At 58.4% G+C, this 16150-nt stretch carries 13 protein-coding genes, 2 tRNA genes and 1 pseudogene; 2 read left to right on the top strand and 14 right to left on the bottom strand.

The window, feature by feature from the left end; translation table 11 throughout:
* Window positions 1-107: 107 nt before the first annotated feature.
* From ACFWYE_RS02060 to ACFWYE_RS02045, 4 genes are all read right to left on the bottom strand, one after another.
* Window positions 108-1487, bottom strand: coding sequence for a TolC family outer membrane protein (locus tag ACFWYE_RS02060; RefSeq protein WP_379070238.1), 1380 nt, complete (start codon window positions 1485-1487; stop codon window positions 108-110).
* Window positions 1488-1662: 175 nt separating this feature from the next.
* On the bottom strand, window positions 1663-2331 hold the full coding sequence (locus ACFWYE_RS02055) for a protein-L-isoaspartate O-methyltransferase (protein WP_379070235.1): 669 nt from the start codon (window positions 2329-2331) through the stop codon (window positions 1663-1665).
* A gap of 83 nt (window positions 2332-2414) precedes the next feature.
* Window positions 2415-2488: transfer RNA gene (locus ACFWYE_RS02050), tRNA-Cys, on the bottom strand.
* A 160-nt stretch (window positions 2489-2648) separates the two neighbouring features.
* A complete protein-coding gene (locus ACFWYE_RS02045) occupies window positions 2649-2927 on the bottom strand; it encodes a hypothetical protein (protein WP_379109281.1) in 279 nt (92 codons plus the stop codon).
* A 190-nt stretch (window positions 2928-3117) separates the two neighbouring features.
* On the opposite strand from ACFWYE_RS02045, the gene ACFWYE_RS02040 reads away from it, so the two are divergent.
* Window positions 3118-3192, top strand: a tRNA-Asn gene (locus ACFWYE_RS02040).
* 308 nt (window positions 3193-3500) lie between these two features.
* Here the strand turns inward: ACFWYE_RS02040 and ACFWYE_RS02035 are convergent.
* Window positions 3501-5177, bottom strand: coding sequence for a recombinase family protein (locus ACFWYE_RS02035; protein ID WP_379109279.1), 1677 nt, complete (start codon window positions 5175-5177; stop codon window positions 3501-3503).
* 21 nt (window positions 5178-5198) lie between these two features.
* Window positions 5199-5453, bottom strand: a complete 255-nt coding sequence (locus ACFWYE_RS02030) for a hypothetical protein (RefSeq protein WP_379109277.1) — start codon at window positions 5451-5453, stop codon at window positions 5199-5201.
* Between the two features lie 319 nt (window positions 5454-5772).
* Here ACFWYE_RS02030 and tnpA point away from each other — a divergent pair, with 319 nt between their 5' ends.
* Window positions 5773-6156, top strand: a complete 384-nt coding sequence (gene tnpA / locus ACFWYE_RS02025) for an IS66-like element accessory protein TnpA (RefSeq protein ID WP_379109275.1) — start codon at window positions 5773-5775, stop codon at window positions 6154-6156.
* A gap of 201 nt (window positions 6157-6357) precedes the next feature.
* Here tnpA and ACFWYE_RS02020 read toward each other — a convergent pair whose 3' ends face one another.
* From ACFWYE_RS02020 to ACFWYE_RS01985, 8 genes and pseudogenes are all read right to left on the bottom strand, one after another.
* Entirely contained in the window at window positions 6358-7023 is a 666-nt protein-coding gene (locus ACFWYE_RS02020; RefSeq protein WP_379109274.1) for a hypothetical protein, read from the bottom strand.
* Between the two features lie 689 nt (window positions 7024-7712).
* Complete coding sequence (locus ACFWYE_RS02015) at window positions 7713-9821, bottom strand: peptidase domain-containing ABC transporter (RefSeq protein WP_379109272.1); 2109 nt, start codon at window positions 9819-9821, stop codon at window positions 7713-7715.
* A complete protein-coding gene (locus ACFWYE_RS02010) occupies window positions 9821-11113 on the bottom strand; it encodes an HlyD family secretion protein (protein WP_379109271.1) in 1293 nt (430 codons plus the stop codon). The genes ACFWYE_RS02015 and ACFWYE_RS02010 overlap by 1 nt, the downstream gene beginning before the upstream one ends.
* A gap of 1314 nt (window positions 11114-12427) precedes the next feature.
* Window positions 12428-12610, bottom strand: a complete 183-nt coding sequence (locus ACFWYE_RS02005) for a hypothetical protein (protein WP_379109746.1) — start codon at window positions 12608-12610, stop codon at window positions 12428-12430.
* 95 nt (window positions 12611-12705) lie between these two features.
* Window positions 12706-13040 (bottom strand): annotated as a pseudogene (locus tag ACFWYE_RS02000) (transposase); the annotation flags it as partial.
* A 116-nt stretch (window positions 13041-13156) separates the two neighbouring features.
* A complete protein-coding gene (locus ACFWYE_RS01995) occupies window positions 13157-14221 on the bottom strand; it encodes an ABC transporter ATP-binding protein (protein ID WP_379109269.1) in 1065 nt (354 codons plus the stop codon).
* Entirely contained in the window at window positions 14218-15141 is a 924-nt protein-coding gene (locus tag ACFWYE_RS01990) for a PfkB family carbohydrate kinase (RefSeq protein ID WP_379109268.1), read from the bottom strand. Before ACFWYE_RS01990 ends, ACFWYE_RS01995 begins: the two co-directional genes overlap by 4 nt.
* Complete coding sequence (locus ACFWYE_RS01985) at window positions 15142-16146, bottom strand: SIS domain-containing protein (protein ID WP_379109266.1); 1005 nt, start codon at window positions 16144-16146, stop codon at window positions 15142-15144.
* Window positions 16147-16150: the final 4 nt, after the last annotated feature.

The following is a 16150-nucleotide window of genomic DNA, read 5'->3' as shown; positions in this document are numbered from 1 at the left end:
GAAACCAAAGAGTTCCGGCGCTTCCGCGGTTTCGTCAAAACCGAAACGCGCTTGAAACAAAACAGCCCCGCAAAGCGGGGCTGTCGAATTCATCAGGCCTGGAAGAACTAGCGGCCGTCCGGCGTACGCAGACCGTACCACTTGTCCTTGACGGCCTTGTAGTGTTCGTCCGGATTGTACTTCGCCACCTGAAGTCCGAGGCGCTCGACGGTGAGCCGCCCCATCGCCTGGAGAATGCCGTAGCTGGCAATCACGACGTCGCGTTCGGAAGCGGCCAGATTGATCTGTGCGCTGATGACGACGTTCTGCGCGTTCAACACGTCCAGCGTGGTCTGCTGGCCGACATTGCGCTCCTCGATCACGCCATTCAGCGCCAGTTGCGCGGCGGCGATGGAGGCACGATTGGCGTCGACATTCTCCTTGGCGGCCTGATAGGCGGTCCATGCCGCCACAACGGCATTGCGGACCTGATCGCGTGCCACATCGACCTCGATGCGAGCCTGGCCGAGCCTTTCCTTCTGCTGGCGAACCGTCGCCGCGGTACGTCCACCAGAGTAGATCGGCACCGTCAGCGTTGCGCCGACGTTGGCCGAAGTCGACGAACCGTCCGGGCTCAGGATGCTTCCGGGCGAAGCATCCCGATAGTTGCGGGAAATACCTGCCGAAGCGCTCAATTGCGGCAACAGCGCACCTTCAGCGGCTTTCACCCCGAACCCCGAGGCATCGACCAGATGCTGGTTGGCCAGGATGGCCGGGTTTTCATTGTTCGCCGCGGCGATGGCGTTTTCGATGTTGGACGGCAGCAGTTTGCCGAGCGGCGACGGCGCCTTCAGTTTGCCCGGCTGGTCACCGATGATCTGACGGTAGACGCCGGCACTGGCCAACGCCTGCGCCTGCGCGGCGCTGACCTGCGCCTGCGCGGTAGAGCGTTGCGCTTCGGCCTGTGCGACGTCGGTGCGGGTACCCTCGCCCACTTCGAAGCGCGAGCGGGCGGCACGCACCTGCTCGGTCAAGAATTTCAGATTCTGTTCCGTGAGCTTCGCGACCTGGCGATCGTGGATGACATTCATATAGGCCTGGGCTGCAGCGAAGAGCGTCGCATTCTGCTGGTTGTTCAGCCCTTCCACCGAAGCGCGCACCTGCGCTTCCGCCGAGGCCACATTGTTCTTGGTCTGGAAGCCGTCGAACAGGCTCTGGTTGATCTGCACACCGAAATTGCCCGTGGTCAGACGACCGGCATTGTTTCCGCGCGTGCTCGAATAGTCGATGGATGCCGAACCGGTGATGGTCGGCCGCCAGCCGGATTTGGCGATCGCCACGCCTTCATCGGTCACCCGCACGCCAGCGCGCGACGAATTCAGCGTCGAGTTGTTCTGATAGGCCTTGGACAGTGCGCCGAGTATGGTTTCAGCAGATGCCGCGCCGGGAGCAAGCGCGGTCACCGAAGCAAGCAGAATGGCGAGGAGACTCTTCTTTACAGGATGCACGGCAAATCCTCATTCTTCATTGGAAACCACGCAAGAACGGCCGCCGTCTTCAGGCAACCGTCATTGCGTGTTTGTGTTCCCTGCCGCTAGCCCGTCTCCCCAAAGTCCGAACCGTCGGCAACGATCTGTTAACACAAGCCATCATGCCGCGACGTGAGCCGCAAGAGCGAATCTCTCAGAATTCGAAAACACGCACACGTTCGAATCCCGGTAGTGGCTTTATTGCCGCATTAAATGCACGCCGCCCTGCCGCTATTCCAGTAGTCTTCAAAAACAGACGAGCGACACCGGCATTGCCGTGGCCTTCCACGGCAACGAGGCGGCCGCCTTCGGCGAGCTGGTCGAGAAGCGCCTGCGGCACCTCTTCCACGCTGCCGCCAACGAGAATCACATTGTAGGGTGCTTTGGCGGCGTGACCGTCACGCAACGCGCCGTCGACCACCACGACATTGTCGCAGCCCAGCGACGACAGGGTCGCGCGTGCGGTTTCCGCCAGGGTCGAATCGCTTTCCAGCGCAACAACGGATTTCGCAATCCGGGACAGAATCGCCGCCGAATAGCCTGTACCGGCCCCAACATCGAGAACGGTATCGTCGGCGCTGATTCCCGCAAGCTGGAGCAGCTTGGCCAGCGGCGAAGGCTCCATCATGTAACGCGGCTCTCCAGCCACGCCTGCGAGGCGGATATCCTCATCGATATAGGCGAGGTCGCTCTGGCTGGCTGCCAGGAAGGCTTCCCGCGGGACAGCCAGGAAAGCATCGAGGACCGCTGCGTTCGTCACATCGGTGGTGCGCAACTGGCCATCGACCATCTTCACGCGGCGTGCGGAGAAATCAGCGCTCATGTTCCAACCGTCCCGCTTCCGGCGCAACCAAGCGCCTATGGCCAACAGGAACGCCCCTCCGGCACTGGACCGGTTGTCGGGATTGGAGGCCTCGCCCGGAATCGAACCGGGATGCAAGGATTTGCAGTCCTCTGCGTAACCATTCCGCCACGAGGCCTCATTGCTCCCGGCGTTCCACGGCGCTTCAATAGGTTGGGCCGTTTGGGCAGTCAAGGACACAAGCTTTATTCCGCTGACAATTCCCTAACCTATTGTGAATGGCGCCCGAGACCGGGCGTTCATCGCAAAATGGTCAGGCCTGAGCGTGCTTGCACTGCCTAGGTGCGGCGGCGGCGCTCCCACCACACCACAAAACGGCGGCGGTGGCGTCGAATCATCGCGAATTCATAGGACAGGACAAGGAAGCCGACAGGCAGCATCCACAAGCCGAGGACGGGCAGGAACCACAGGACGCCGCCAAACAGGAACGCCACGCCGATGGCAATGCGCAATGCACGCGAACGCGGCAACGCGAATTCGCGCCCGAACGCGGAGATCTTGTGCTTTCGTTTGCGAGGCTCGCTCTCTGCGCCCATGCCTTGCACCGTTCCGTCCATCCTTGTCCTCTGCCTCACCCAGTTTGCAGGCCTCAAACGCCCGGTTTGCCGGCATTGCCGCCTGATATGATGGCGTCAGGCAGCGATTGCGAGAATGCGCCACAGAAAAACCTTTTAAAAAATTCGAATTCCCGCTTTGCAAAGCCGAAAAGGATCGCTATAGCCACCCCCGTTCGCACAAGAGCGCTGTTCCCCGGTAGCTCAGTGGTAGAGCAACCGGCTGTTAACCGGTTGGTCGCTGGTTCGAATCCGGCCCGGGGAGCCAACATTTTCAAGCACCTAGCTGAACTTGAAAATTTGCAAATCGTGGCTGATCTACAGCATATCTACAGAAACCGGTTTCGCTAGAGGCCCACTCTCGCCCAATGGTAGGCGAATCGTCTAGCTCCCTTTGGATGCCCACGTCTTCCAAGGCACTCTAAAAACAGCCGCCCTCCAGACCGTAACCGTCAATACAGGGCCGGGACTGAATTCGCATGTTGACGCGCTGCCCAAGCTACACAACAAGATCAGCCCGGTCGGTGCAACCCGACCCCAGCATACATCACAATTTGCCGCGATCCGATGAGAGGTTTACCAGATGACTCTCAGACTCTCCCATCTAGTCGCTGAGTTCGAGTCCCTTTCGGCTCGCCACTTCAGTACAGAACTATGAACGCCGAATTCCGCCGATTTTTCGTTGGGCGCAGTGATAAGCGTTCGTAGAAGTTCTGATTTCGATCCTTTGATTCGAATTTCCGTATCTGCAACTTCGACGCATTGCGCCAAGGCGCGCAGGTAGTCTCGCCGATATCCGCCACCTTCAAACCGTAAGGCATCGCGGGCGGCTCGCGTGAAACTCCCCAGCATGTCCGGCGTAATCGCGTGCCTATTCGCGCCTTCAAGTGCAGCCTGGGTACGCTCCGCGTCAGCCGTGGCTTGATCTCGGATCGCCTTGAGACCAGTTATGCGTTCCTTCAGCGCTGCATCGTTCAGGTCAGCAACGCCGGTTTCAATCGCATCGTAAAGGCGATTGAGTCGCTGGTCAGTCTCCGTGATGCGTCGGTTAAGTTCGGCGAGATGCTCGCGGCGACGCTCGGTCCGCTCCTGCCGGCGATCCAGCAGGCTGGCAAGGATGGCTTTCAGGCGATCTGGTTGTAGTAGGCGTTCCTCCATATGGCTCACGACCAGATCGTCGAGCTTGCTCATTGGGATTGTACGACCCTCGCAGCCGGTCTTACCTTGTCGCGCCCTGGTCGAGCAGGTGTAGTAGCGATATGTCCCGCCGGAACGGCCTCTACCAGTACGCAATGTCATCGCGCCTCCGCATTTTGCGCAGAAGCAAATACCGGTCAGAAGTGTCGGACCGCTGGTGACGCGAGCCGGAACAAATTTGGGATTGCGAGACTTCAGCCTCGCCTGCACGGCATCGAAGATCGATCGCTCGATAAGCGGCGGCACAGCCATGACGGCCACTTCGCTGTCAGGCTTTCTCGCCCTGTCCTTATGGGAGCGCGTATTGAACCGGTGTTCGCCGATGTAGGTCGTTCGGGTAAGGATGGCGTGGATTTGGGCGAGGCCCCATCGACCGCCGTCGCGTGTGAAGATGTGTCGTTCGTTGAGATAACAGCTGATGGATTTGACTCCCAATGGGCCGAGCTTGCCATCGCCCTTGAGGAACAACCGATATATCAGCCGCACGGTGTCAGCGTGCAACGGATCGATCTCCAGCTTCTTCTTTGTCTTGGATCCACGCTGCTCGGCGGCGACGATGCGATATCCGATCGGCGGCAACGCTCCATTCCAAAAGCCCTGCCGAGCGTTCTCATTCATGGCGCGCAGGACGTGTTTGGCATTTTCCTTTGACTGGTACTCATCGAACAGAGCCATGATCTGACGCATCATGACGTGCATGGGATCGTCACCCATCTCCTGCGTGATGGAGACGAGCTTGATGCCGTTCTTCGCCAGCTTCCTGACGTAGAACTCCAGCTCGAAATGATCGCGAAAGAAGCGTGAGAAGCTATGCACTACGACAGTGTCGAATGGCACCGGTTTGGAGGTGCCGGCCTCGATCATCCGCTGGAATTCGGGCCTACGGTCATTGGTTGCGGATGCACCTGCCTCAACATAGGTTTCGACAAGCTTGTAGCCGCGCGCCTCGCACCAAGCCTCGCCTTGTTTGCGCTGGTCTGGGATGGAGACGTCATGCTCTGCCTGCCGCGCCGTCGAGACGCGCAGGTAGAGGGCGGCGCGCTGCGGCATGGTCACGGCGTATTGCTCCTTCTGACTTCATCGGATAGGCCCGAAGAATTCGTCCAACAGGCCGCCAAACCACGCCTCGAACAGGTCAATCTCGGCCTCGGTGACTAGCAGCGGATTTGGCCAATTGTCGGTAACGGTCCATGTTTCAGGCGTGAACTTTGTTGGACGTCCCATGCGCGGCAAGGAGCGGACCTCAGCATAGGCGTAGAGGTCCTTGGGCAACGCACCGATCCCGGGCCGCTCGCGACGATTGGGGGTGCGATAGGCACGCGGCTTGGACATATAACAAGGATCGGCCGCACGTCGAAAATCGCCAAGGGCGCATATGCCGCCAACAGCCGTCTTTTGCCGTGTTGTCGGCCATAGGAAGCCCACCCACGTTCTTAGCTTGCGTCTGATCCTCGGCATGTGTCGTCCCTGATTTCTTCCCCCAACATAGAAATCAGGGACGACACGCGATTGCGTACGCGCGGCGGAAGCTGCATCAACCCTTTGATCAAGCGCCTGCCTTCCGCGCTGGCGATGAACTCCAAGCGTTCGTCATCCGAGTGCCCAAGCCCAATTAAGCAGCGCTGCTAATTGCGCACGGCGCAAATACCGCTTGACACCGGACGCGGCGGACGGGCGATCGAACCGGCGCCGTTTCAGCGACGAGCAGAAGCGGGAAATCGTGCAGGAGGCGGAGAAGTCGGGAATCACGGTGGCGCGGGTTTGCCGCCGCCATGGCGTCGCCACCAGCATGGTATTCCGCTGGCGGGTCGAATTCGGCCTGACCGCCCGCAAGGCACCGCAACTGGCTACGGTGGTGTTTGCCGATGGCGCAGACAATAAGCTGCCGACGCTGGCCGCCTTGCGCGATCTCGTGCGACCGCCGGACGGCATGGTGGCGCTCGAACTGGATGATGGACGGCGCGTGTTTGCGCCGGCGGGCGCGTCTGCGGCTGCGGTCAAGCGGCATCTGGCTGGCAAGGAGAAGACATCATGATGATCGTTCCAGCCGGCGTGAAGGTGCATCTGGCGTTGGGTCACACCAGAATCCGGGGTAAAGGTTTCGTAAGCAAAACTGAACGGCGAGCGCGCCCAGCGGGAGCCAATCGCGCGATATCGATCGGTTGGGTCAGATATCGCTATAATCGCTGGACTTGGCGCAAGGCTCAGCATCGAGAAGCTGAGCCTTGATCGGCGGTTATTTATTGAGGAGGGTCAGGTTTCCCTTATTCTGCAAATAAACGAGATAAAATACAATCGCATAAAGTAGAATAAAGGTTGTCGGTAAAACAACAAACCCCGCCATTATACCGCTATTGAATGACGACGGAATCACTTTTGCGCCGTTGATCGTTGCATGAAAAACTGCTGCACCAAAAAGAGCTATAGTCCAGTTTTTGAAGTTTGTTGCATCTCTGTAACCAATAGCCGTGATGAATATATGGAATAATATCGGCTCGGCCAATGATATTCCAAGGTATGGGGCGCCAGACACGCAAGATAGTGGTGTGACTATTTCTTTGCATCCCGTGACACTCGGATAAAGCTTCACTAGAAGCTCAAGCCAACCAAAAATTGCGCCGAATAGCGCGCGCTGAACAAGCTGGTTCTCGTAGCGCAAGACAAACCGATACAAGAGTAAGCCACGTGCCGCCTCCTCGCCCAGAGCCAGGATGAACCAACCGCTGTACGAGTTAACATTCAACTTGGAGAAAATGATAATCAATAATCCAATCACAAGCGCTGCCAAAGAAGCGAGCAGCGCGCCCCATATTACCAGAGCGTTGCCGCGAATGTACCCAAAAGGAATTGCAGCCACCAAAAAAAGGAAGGTCGAGTACATGGTGGCCGCAATCCAGAGCAATGGCTTTCTCCTCTAATTATGACTTACTTCTTGCGGGAGGCAGTCTAACATCGACTGCTTTACCTCCCCTGCCTGGCTGCAGCTAACCCAGCTACTGCACTCACAGCGTACGCTGCTGCTTTAGGCCAGCCTGCCATCGCTTGTGCGGCGCTGCCTGCGGCTATACTGATGCCAGCCAGGGCGTCGCGCGGGCTAATATTATAGGCGGTCCGATTAGTTGGGTTTGGTCCACCTTTTGTAAATCCGCGAGAGGCGCTGCGATGCCCTGACTTACCGCCTCCGCCGCTCCCTTTGCGACCGCCTGAGACGAGCTGCATTTCATTCAGTGTCAATTCACGCATGATCTATTTCTCCTGTTGAATTAGGTCACAATACGATTGCTGGCCTGTATGCTTTCACATGGAGACCCCCTCTCCTTCATTGCGTTCAGGTGATTTGCTTTCCGGTGATTGTCCGCTCCCACAACAAACGACCTAGCCGGCCGTCACGAGTGGGACGGTCCGACCCAGACATCTCGGCACGCTTTGATTGCTTCCTGTTGAAAAGAGGAATCCGAACAACCGCGACCTAGCCGGTGCCGGTCGAGACTCCATGACGCCCCCAACGCTTAATAGCGATGGAATAGAGCGATCATCTGAATGTGGGGAACTTGCGAAGGATATGTGGAAGTTGCGTCGAATTCGATTGGTTCAAGGATTGGAAGCTCTACGATCGCCGATTACGATGACCCTATCGACCATTGCGATGGTGGAAGGGCGGTGAGCCACGATCACGCGGGTGATACGAAGGTCGGCGAGTGCCCGGTTGATGCGGTTCTCATTGTCCTCGTCGAGATGGCTCGTCGCTTCGTCCAGGAGCAGAATTCGTGGCTTTCGCTGGAGGGCACGGGCAAGAAACAGGCGCTGTTTCTGACCGCCGGAAAGCGCACTGCCCATGTCGCCAACAAGAGATTCATAGCCCATGGGCATCATTCGGATTTCGTCGTCGATCGCGGCCAGGCGCGCGCACTCCTCGATCCAGGCAGAGTCCGCGTGAGGATCAAAGGCGGATATGTTTTCAGACAGTGTGCCGGCAAATAGCTGGTCATCTTGAAGAACACAGCCTGTGATCTTCCGGTAATTGGAATGTCCCATATCGCGAATATCACTGCCATCCAGGCAAACGCGTCCTTCTGTAGGATGCATCAAACCGGCAAGGATCTTTAGCAAGGTGCTTTTTCCGCAGCCGGATGGGCCGACGATCGCGATGCTTTCTCCGGCCTCGATGGTAAGGCTGATATCGCGCAAGACGTCGGGTTCGCCATCGCCGTAGCGGAAACGAAGCCCGCGCGCTTCAAGATGGCCTGCCACGCTGCCGGTTGAGTTTCCGCCGCGGCCGCTGCTTTTGCTTATTTCGGGTGCAGCGAGCGCGATGTCGGCCAGGCGTTCTCCTTGCAAAGACAACATTCGAAGTTTGCAAATCATGTTGATCAGTTCGGTGACACGACTGGTGAATTGCTCCTGATAGGACGAGACCGCCATGAGCATGCCAACAGTCAGGTTTCCGTGGATCACCGCACGACTGCCCAGCCAAAGCATGAGAACGCGCCCGAAGCCGAACAGCAGACCGTTGACCCCATTAAAGACCATATCGAGCTTGTTGGTTTTGAGCCCGGCATTGACGGCGTCGACCAAGGCGTTGAGCCACGTGCTTTGGCGGCGCTCTTCCAGACCTAAAGCCTTGACACTGCTCGCGCCTCGGACGGACTCCATGAAGTGGGTATTTTCTCTTGCATGATACACGAGCTCCGCTTCGGTGGCTGAACGGTAAGGTCGATAGAACAAAATCCGAACCAGCACGTAAAGACCGGTTATGATCAGCGAAATAGCAGCCAATGGCGGGCTATAGAGAAACATCATGGCAAGCATGCCCACAACCATGAGGCTGTCCATGATGGAGCTGACAAGGTCTGTTGTCAGGGTATGCTGGATCGTCTGGATCGAACCGAAACGGGATACGATGTCACCGACATGGCGCTTCTCGAACCATGACAGCGGCAAGCGCATCAGATGGGAGAACAAGCCTATATCCCATTGGACAGCAAGCCGGGTCATCAGCACCATTGTCCCCCATGAACGGACAAAACCGATAGTCGTCTGCAAGATGACCAACAGCGCAAGGCCGATCGTGACCACCGTGACGAGATCGAAATCGGCGCCGACGATGGCCTGGTCAATGATCAATTGCAGACCAAGCGGCGACAGAATGGCAAAGACCTCGAGGCAGAGGGCAAGCAGGAATATCTGTGCCAGTGCGCGTTTGAGGCCGACGACACCTCGAAACAGGCTTATCAGTTGGAACCGGTTCTGTTCCACTTTTGGTGAAAAGGATGAGGCAGGCCAGACTTCGAGGGCGACACCGGTGAAGCTTTGATCAAGCTCCCTGCGGGAGACATGACGGCGGCCTCGGGCGGGATCATGGATGATGGCCCCTTTGGCGGTGACCTTATCCAGGACAACGAAATGGCTGAAATCCCAATGGAGGACACAAGGGGTCTTCAAATTGCGCAGGTCATCGAGCGCCACCTGCACGGCCCGTGTCGAAAGAAGCAGCTTATTGGCGAGGTCAGCGATGTTGTGGAGCGTCATGCCCTTCAACGATGCGCTGAATCTGAGGCGCATGCTGCTGATATCGATCTGATGCCCGTGATGGGACGCAATCATTGCCAGGCTGGCGAGGCCGCATTCAGCAGCTTCTGTCTGCAGGATAACCGGCAAGCATGGCCTGAAACCGAAAGCGAGCCTTTCCAGAACTGTCATTACCTGTCCCCCTGGTTGGAGAGGGTGCCACGCAGGCTGTAAAGCGGTTCAAGCAACCATTCATAGATCGGCCTGGTGTCAAGAAACACGTCGGCATCAACCGCCATGCCTGGCCGGATAGGCTCTGCTTTTCCATAAGCGATGACATGATCTTGTTCGGGCCTGACGACGACCCGATACAGACCCGCAGACGGGTCGCTCGTCGGTGAAGTTCCCCTTTCAGGCAGGGAAATCGTATCAATGTCGCTCGGGCGCAAGCTGACACGGGAGAATCCGGCGACGGTTCCTGGATGGAGACCGAATTTCTGATACGGGAAAGCCGCATAGCGCAGCATCACCTTGGCATTTTCATGCATGAAGCCGATCACGCTGCTTGATCCATAAAGATGGACTTCGAGCTGGGCTTCACTCGGCAGGATCGACAACAGCGGTGTTCCCGCGGCAACGAACTGTCCTGACTGGACAAGAATGGCCGTCACACTCCCGGTTCTTGGCGTGGTGACGTCTATCTGCCTGCGCGCTTCACCCTCGACGAGGTCGCGCTCGATGACGCTGATCTGTCTGCGCAGATGGCCAATGACAGATGCCGCCTTTGCATCGAAGCCCGCCAGCTTCGTGCGCACCTCCGTCAACCGTTGTTCAAGGCGAATGGCTTCACGCCGGAGATTTTCGAGCTCCTGTTCCTTTTGCATCCGGCTTTCCATCCGGGCGAACGCCTCGCGCTGCAGGACGACGTGTCGACGAACCAGTTCCTCGTACTTTTCGGAGATCGTTTTCAACACGGCAGCATAGTCGCCGGTAACCTTGATCTGGGCCTGGACTTGATCGATCTCGCGAAGCAGGCCCTGTTCTTCCTTCGTTAGTCCAGCTTTCTCGACACCGTCCAGCTTTTGCTGACGGATGATCTCGGCTTCCAGTTCGCTACGCTGTTTGCGCAGGAGTGCAGCGGCGGCGGCTTGTGTTTCGCCCAGAGACGTCATGCTGTCGGAGGTGATCGTATAGAGGGATTGCCCTTGGCGAACCTCATTGCCATCGGCAATGTTCAACGAAACCACGCGACCTGCACTAGGTGCGAAAACCCGCGCGATCCCTGCACTCGGCGTGACGACACCGGTCAGGCGCACTCGGCGCGTGTACTCACCAAAGATCAGATAAGCGGTGATCGCCAGAACTATGATAACGCCCAGAGCGGCCGTGATCGAGACGCCGAGTGGGCGCAGCAAAACCGTATGGCCCAACCAAGTGTCTTTTTGGGCAGCAATGGCCTCTGGGCGAAAAAGAGATTCAGTCAAACTGCCCCCCAGCAGCCTGTAAATCATGCAGCGCTGTTACCGATTCGCCGAGGCGCTAAGTGCCAAGCAAGCACCAAGAATCTGTGTCTTAGTAATTAACACGTGTTTCGTGGAGTTTCTGAGAAGATTTCATTGAGATGCCGCACAGAGCACGAGAAACGCGTTGACAGTATAATTGATAAAGCAAAGGCTTTGATCGGAGGCGGCTTCTGATGTGCGATGGATCACAATCTGCTCAGTGCTGGATCATCGACGATTGTCAGATGGACGGGCTGCCAGATCTTGAACCGAACTGCAAGAATGAATGGCCAATGCCCGGACGCGCCAGTCAGCTATTTTCTGGATTGGGTTCGCGCCGAAGGGAGAAGCACAAAAGGCTTCTATGTCGAATACGCCAAGGGTGAGATTGACGACTTCAGCTATATCAAAGCAGTCCGGGCGGTCGCGAACTGGCAACACCAACACATCCTAACACTTCATACGATTAGCGTTGCCTCAGCACCAAACGCAGAAGCATCCCCGTCGGCCAGAGCCAACGAGATGTTGCATCATTGTTTCCGAAACTCTGAAGGAACTAAGGGTGCTGTCGGCACGCTCACAATCGCCAGCACCGAGTGTCGGGGTTAGCCCCGACGCGTCCCTCAGCGACGCCCAGCATACCAAGGCACTCGGCTCTGTTCGTCGCCGGCTTGGAGCTTTTTCGTCAATGACGAATTGAACGCTTCGTTTGGCGCCGCGATGCCGTTGCTTAACCCCACAGTGCGCCTTGGCTATCCTGCAAAGAAGCAACTTAGAGGGTTGTGGAGCAGACATAGTTCTCATCTTCGCCCGGTGCGGCGCGCCACTTCAGTACAGAACTATGAACGCCGAACCCCGCCGATTTTTCGCTCGGTGCAGTGATAAGCGTTCGTAGAAGTTAAATTTCGATCCTTGATTCGAACTTCCGTATCCGCCACTTCGAAGCATTGCGTCAGCGCGCGCAGGTAATCTCGCCTATGTTTTCGCCACCTTCAAACCGTAAGGCGTCACGGGCAGCTCGTGTGAAGCTCTCCAGCATGTCTGGCGTAATCGCCTGCCTGTTCGCGCCTTCAAGTTCAGCTGAGTGCGTTCCACGTCTGTCGTGGCCTGATCACGGATGGCCCTCAGGCCAGCTATACGCTCTTTCAGCGCTGTATCGTTCAGGTCAGCCACTCCGGTTTCGATTGCATCAAAGCCGATTGAGCCGCTGGCTGGTCTCCGTGATGCGCCGGTTGAGTTCGGCGAGATGTTCACGGCGACGCTCGGCCCACTCCTGTCGGCGGTTCACCAGGCTGGCTAGGATGGCTTAGCCGATCTGGCTGGAGCAGGCGTTCCGCCATGTGGCTCACAATCAGATCGTCGAGCTTGCTCATTAGAATTGTACGACCCTTGCAGCCGGTCTCTCTGCCGCGCCTTCGTCGAGCAGGTGTAATCGCGATATGTGCTGCCTGAACTGCCCCTGCCTGTTCGCAGTGTCATGGCACTACCGCATTTTGCGCAGAAGCAAATACCTGTCAGCAACGTCGGGCCGCTTGTAACGCGAGTTGGCACAAGCATCGGGTTTCGGGATTTCAGCTCCGCCGGATCGACACGTTCCACTCAGTACAGGTATCCGCCACCAGCTCGCGTTTGCGACCAGGCCTCACAGTTTTCGGCGGATCACGTCCTGCAGCATTTCCTTGTCCAGCGACAGGTCGGCGACCAGCTTCCTGAGCTTGCCGTTCTCGTCCTCAAGCTGCTTCAGTCGCTTCATCTCCGTCGGCAGCAGCCCGTCATATTTCTTCTTCCAGTTGAAGTAGGTCGCCTGGCTGATCCCCGCGCGGCGGCAGATCTCCGCCACCGGAATGCCGTCCGCCCCCTGCTTCAAAATGAATGCCTTTTGCGCGTCCGAAAACTTCGATGCCTTCATCGCTTTTCCACTCCTCTCCCAACCGGGAAATTACAGCGGAAAACTCCAATTCTGAACGGTCCAGTTTCCGGGGATCAGATCAAAATGTGACGCGGCCCACCTATCCAGGCGCCCCTTTAATTCAAACGCTCCCCGTGTTGCGCATCGAAAATGTGAAGGGCGGCGGTATCGACGTGGAGCAAGACCTCGTCGCCAACTTGTATTTTCGTCGTTGCTGGAAGGGATGCGATAAGGCGCTGTTCACCGACCGTCGCGGTGACGATAAGCTCGGGCCCCGTGAGCTCCACGACGTCACATCGAGCCCTCAGTGACAGATCCCCTTTCGCTCTGCCGATCGCCTCCGGGCGGATGCCGAGCACAAGGCGCTGCCCCGGCGAAACGATTTCCAGGCCGTCTATCGGCAGCGTAATATCAGTACCATCAATCGTGGCAGCGCCCTGCCCGGCCGTGGCCGTAAGAAGGTTCATGGGCGGCGCACCGACGAATGTCGCGACATAGAGTGTCGCCGGTCGGTTGTAGATGTTCTCCGGCGTGTCGAGTTGTTCGATACGACCGCCTCGCATGACTGCAATGCGGGTGGCCAGCGTCATCGCCTCGATCTGATCGTGGGTAACGTAGACCACCGTCGTCTTGGTCAGTTGGTGTAAGCGCTTCAATTCGGTGCGCATTTCCATGCGCAGCTTCGCATCGAGGTTGGACAGGGGCTCGTCGAACAGAAATATCTTGGGATTGCGAACCAGCGCCCGGCCGATCGCCACGCGCTGGCGTTGCCCGCCGGAGAGCTGGCCGGGCTTGCGTTCCAGGAGGTTTTCGATTTGCAGCAGTTTTGCCGTCTCGCGCACGGCACGGTCGCGCTCGATCTTGTCGACCTTGCGCATTTCCAGGCCAAAGCCAATGTTGCGATGGACGGTGAGATTGGGATAGAGCGCGTAGGACTGGAACACCATCGCAATGTCCCGGTCCTTCGGATGCACGCCGACGATGGAACGCTCACCGATACGGATATCGCCGCTCGTCGGCTCGGCAAGGCCGGCGATGATGTTGAGCAGGGTGGACTTGCCGCAGCCGGAGGCACCGAGCAGCACGAGGAATTCACCGCTCTCCAGCGCGATATCAATCCCCTTCAGCGTCTCGACGGAGCCGTAGTTCTTGCGGATGGCGCTGATGGTCAATGTGCTCATGACTGGACTTCCTGCAGAACCGGCGCGTAGCCGCGTGGATTGGTGGAAATGGCGCTAGAGGCGACCGATGTACCGGCGGCAAGGCTTGCTTCTACCCCTTCCCCCGCCGCATAGGCCGCAAGGAAGGCAGCGTTGAAAACGTCCCCGGCGCCGATCGTATCGACGACCATCACGGCAGGCGCATCGGCAGTGAAAAGTGTACCAGCGGCATCGATCGCGATTGCGCCCTTCGGCCCGCATTTCACAACAACGATGGCATCCTCCGGCATGCCTTGCAGCAGGATGCGCCCCGCTTCTTCGGGATCGCTTACCCCTGCAAGGTTCGTCGTCTCCACCTCGTTGAGCAGCGCGATCCGGCTGCGCGACAACCAGCTTTTTGCCGAAGTCTTGTTCCCGTCAGTCCAGCCGAAGAGCGGCCAGCCTATATCGAGTGCGACCGCAATGCCGTGGCTGTCGGCCCAATCGAAGAAGCGGTCGTATTGCTCCGCCAGCGTGTCGGTCAGGAAAGCACCGCAGAGAAGCGCAATGCCGCCCCGCAGACGCGAACCGTCGAGCACGGCAAGAACATCCTCCAGGCTGAACAGCGGCAGATGCCCCCGCGTGGTGAAAAAGGTGCGCTCGCCATCAGGATGGGTGATACCGACCGAAAGCGTCGTGCTTTTGCCGTGCACCGGCCATTTTCTGGCATGCTCGCCGAAGCTCTCCGCAAGCCAGGCTCCAAAGCGGTCGCTGCCGATGCTGGCGGCGATTTCAAACGGGGTACCCAGCGCAAGCCAGGCGAGCGCCGCATTGCCGGCGGAACCGCCGACACGCAACTCATCGTGGTCGACGATGATCTCCGTGCCCGGCTGCGGCCAGGGCGTGGCCGGCCCCATGATGAGATCGACATTAACGTTTCCGATGACGGCAAGCGATTTCACTCATTCACTCCGGGTAATTTTCGTCGAACGCACCGGCGTGCCTGCATTTTTCACCCGCGCCGCAGCAAAGGCGATCATCAGCCGCTGCGCCGTCGGCAGAATGGCAAAAACGGCGGCGAGGCCGGTCAACGGTGGAAAAACAATCGTCGTAGCGCCCGGCACGGACGGGCGGCCGGAGGCATCCAGGACAACGATCTTCGCGCCGGCCTCGACCACCGAGACTGCCATCGCCGTCACGAGGTCGGTCGTCGCATCGTCGCTACGGAAGAGCACCACACCCACGTCCGGCGACAGCATTTCCATCGGCCCATGGCGAAGTTGCCCGCCCTCCAGCGAGAAACAGGGAATGCGCGAGAGTTCCGCAAAGCCGAGCGCGATGGTCTCGGCAAGACCCTGCATGCGCCGCCCCGACGTTACCACCGCGCACACGGTCGAGAGGGTGGCTAGCGCCGCGTCGATGGCGGGTTCCTGTGGGTTTTCCAGGGCGTCCAGGGCTTGGGAAACATCCTCGCCCAGGGCGGCAAAGATGGCGAGGTGGAGGGCAAAGCTCACAGTCAGGCTGCGTGTTGCCGCAAAAGCCTGCTCCGTGCCGCCCTGTCCGAGAAGACAGGGTGTGGTACGGGCAAGGAAGGAATTTTCTTCGAGCGTAAAGCCGAAGGTTTCGGCGTTGCCGCCGGTCTCGGCGAACCAGCGCAAGACCTCGGCGCTCTCGCCGGACTGCGAGGTGATGAAGACGGTGCGTCCCTCTAGGGCAAGCGGTGCGCCGAGTTGTTCGGACAGCGGCAGAGCGATCGCGTCGATACCGAGGCGGCGATAGAGCGGTTCGACTGCACGGCCGAGGGCGTGCGAGCCGCCCATACCGAGAAGCAACAGTTTTTTCGTGCGATTCAAGCTTGCGGCGGCTTGCAAGACCACATCGCTCCTGCTGCGGAAGGAAGCGAGTGCATCTTCCTGCTGACGCGCCATTTCCCGGTTGATTGCCAAAACTCCTTCGGGTCGTGTCATGTGA

The sequence above is a fragment of the Mesorhizobium sp. NPDC059025 genome (genome assembly GCF_042739655.1).
In the GTDB taxonomy this organism is placed as follows: Bacteria; Pseudomonadota; Alphaproteobacteria; order Rhizobiales; family Rhizobiaceae; genus Mesorhizobium.
Note: the sequence above shows the minus strand (reverse complement) of the source record. Positions and strands in the feature narration are given on the sequence as shown.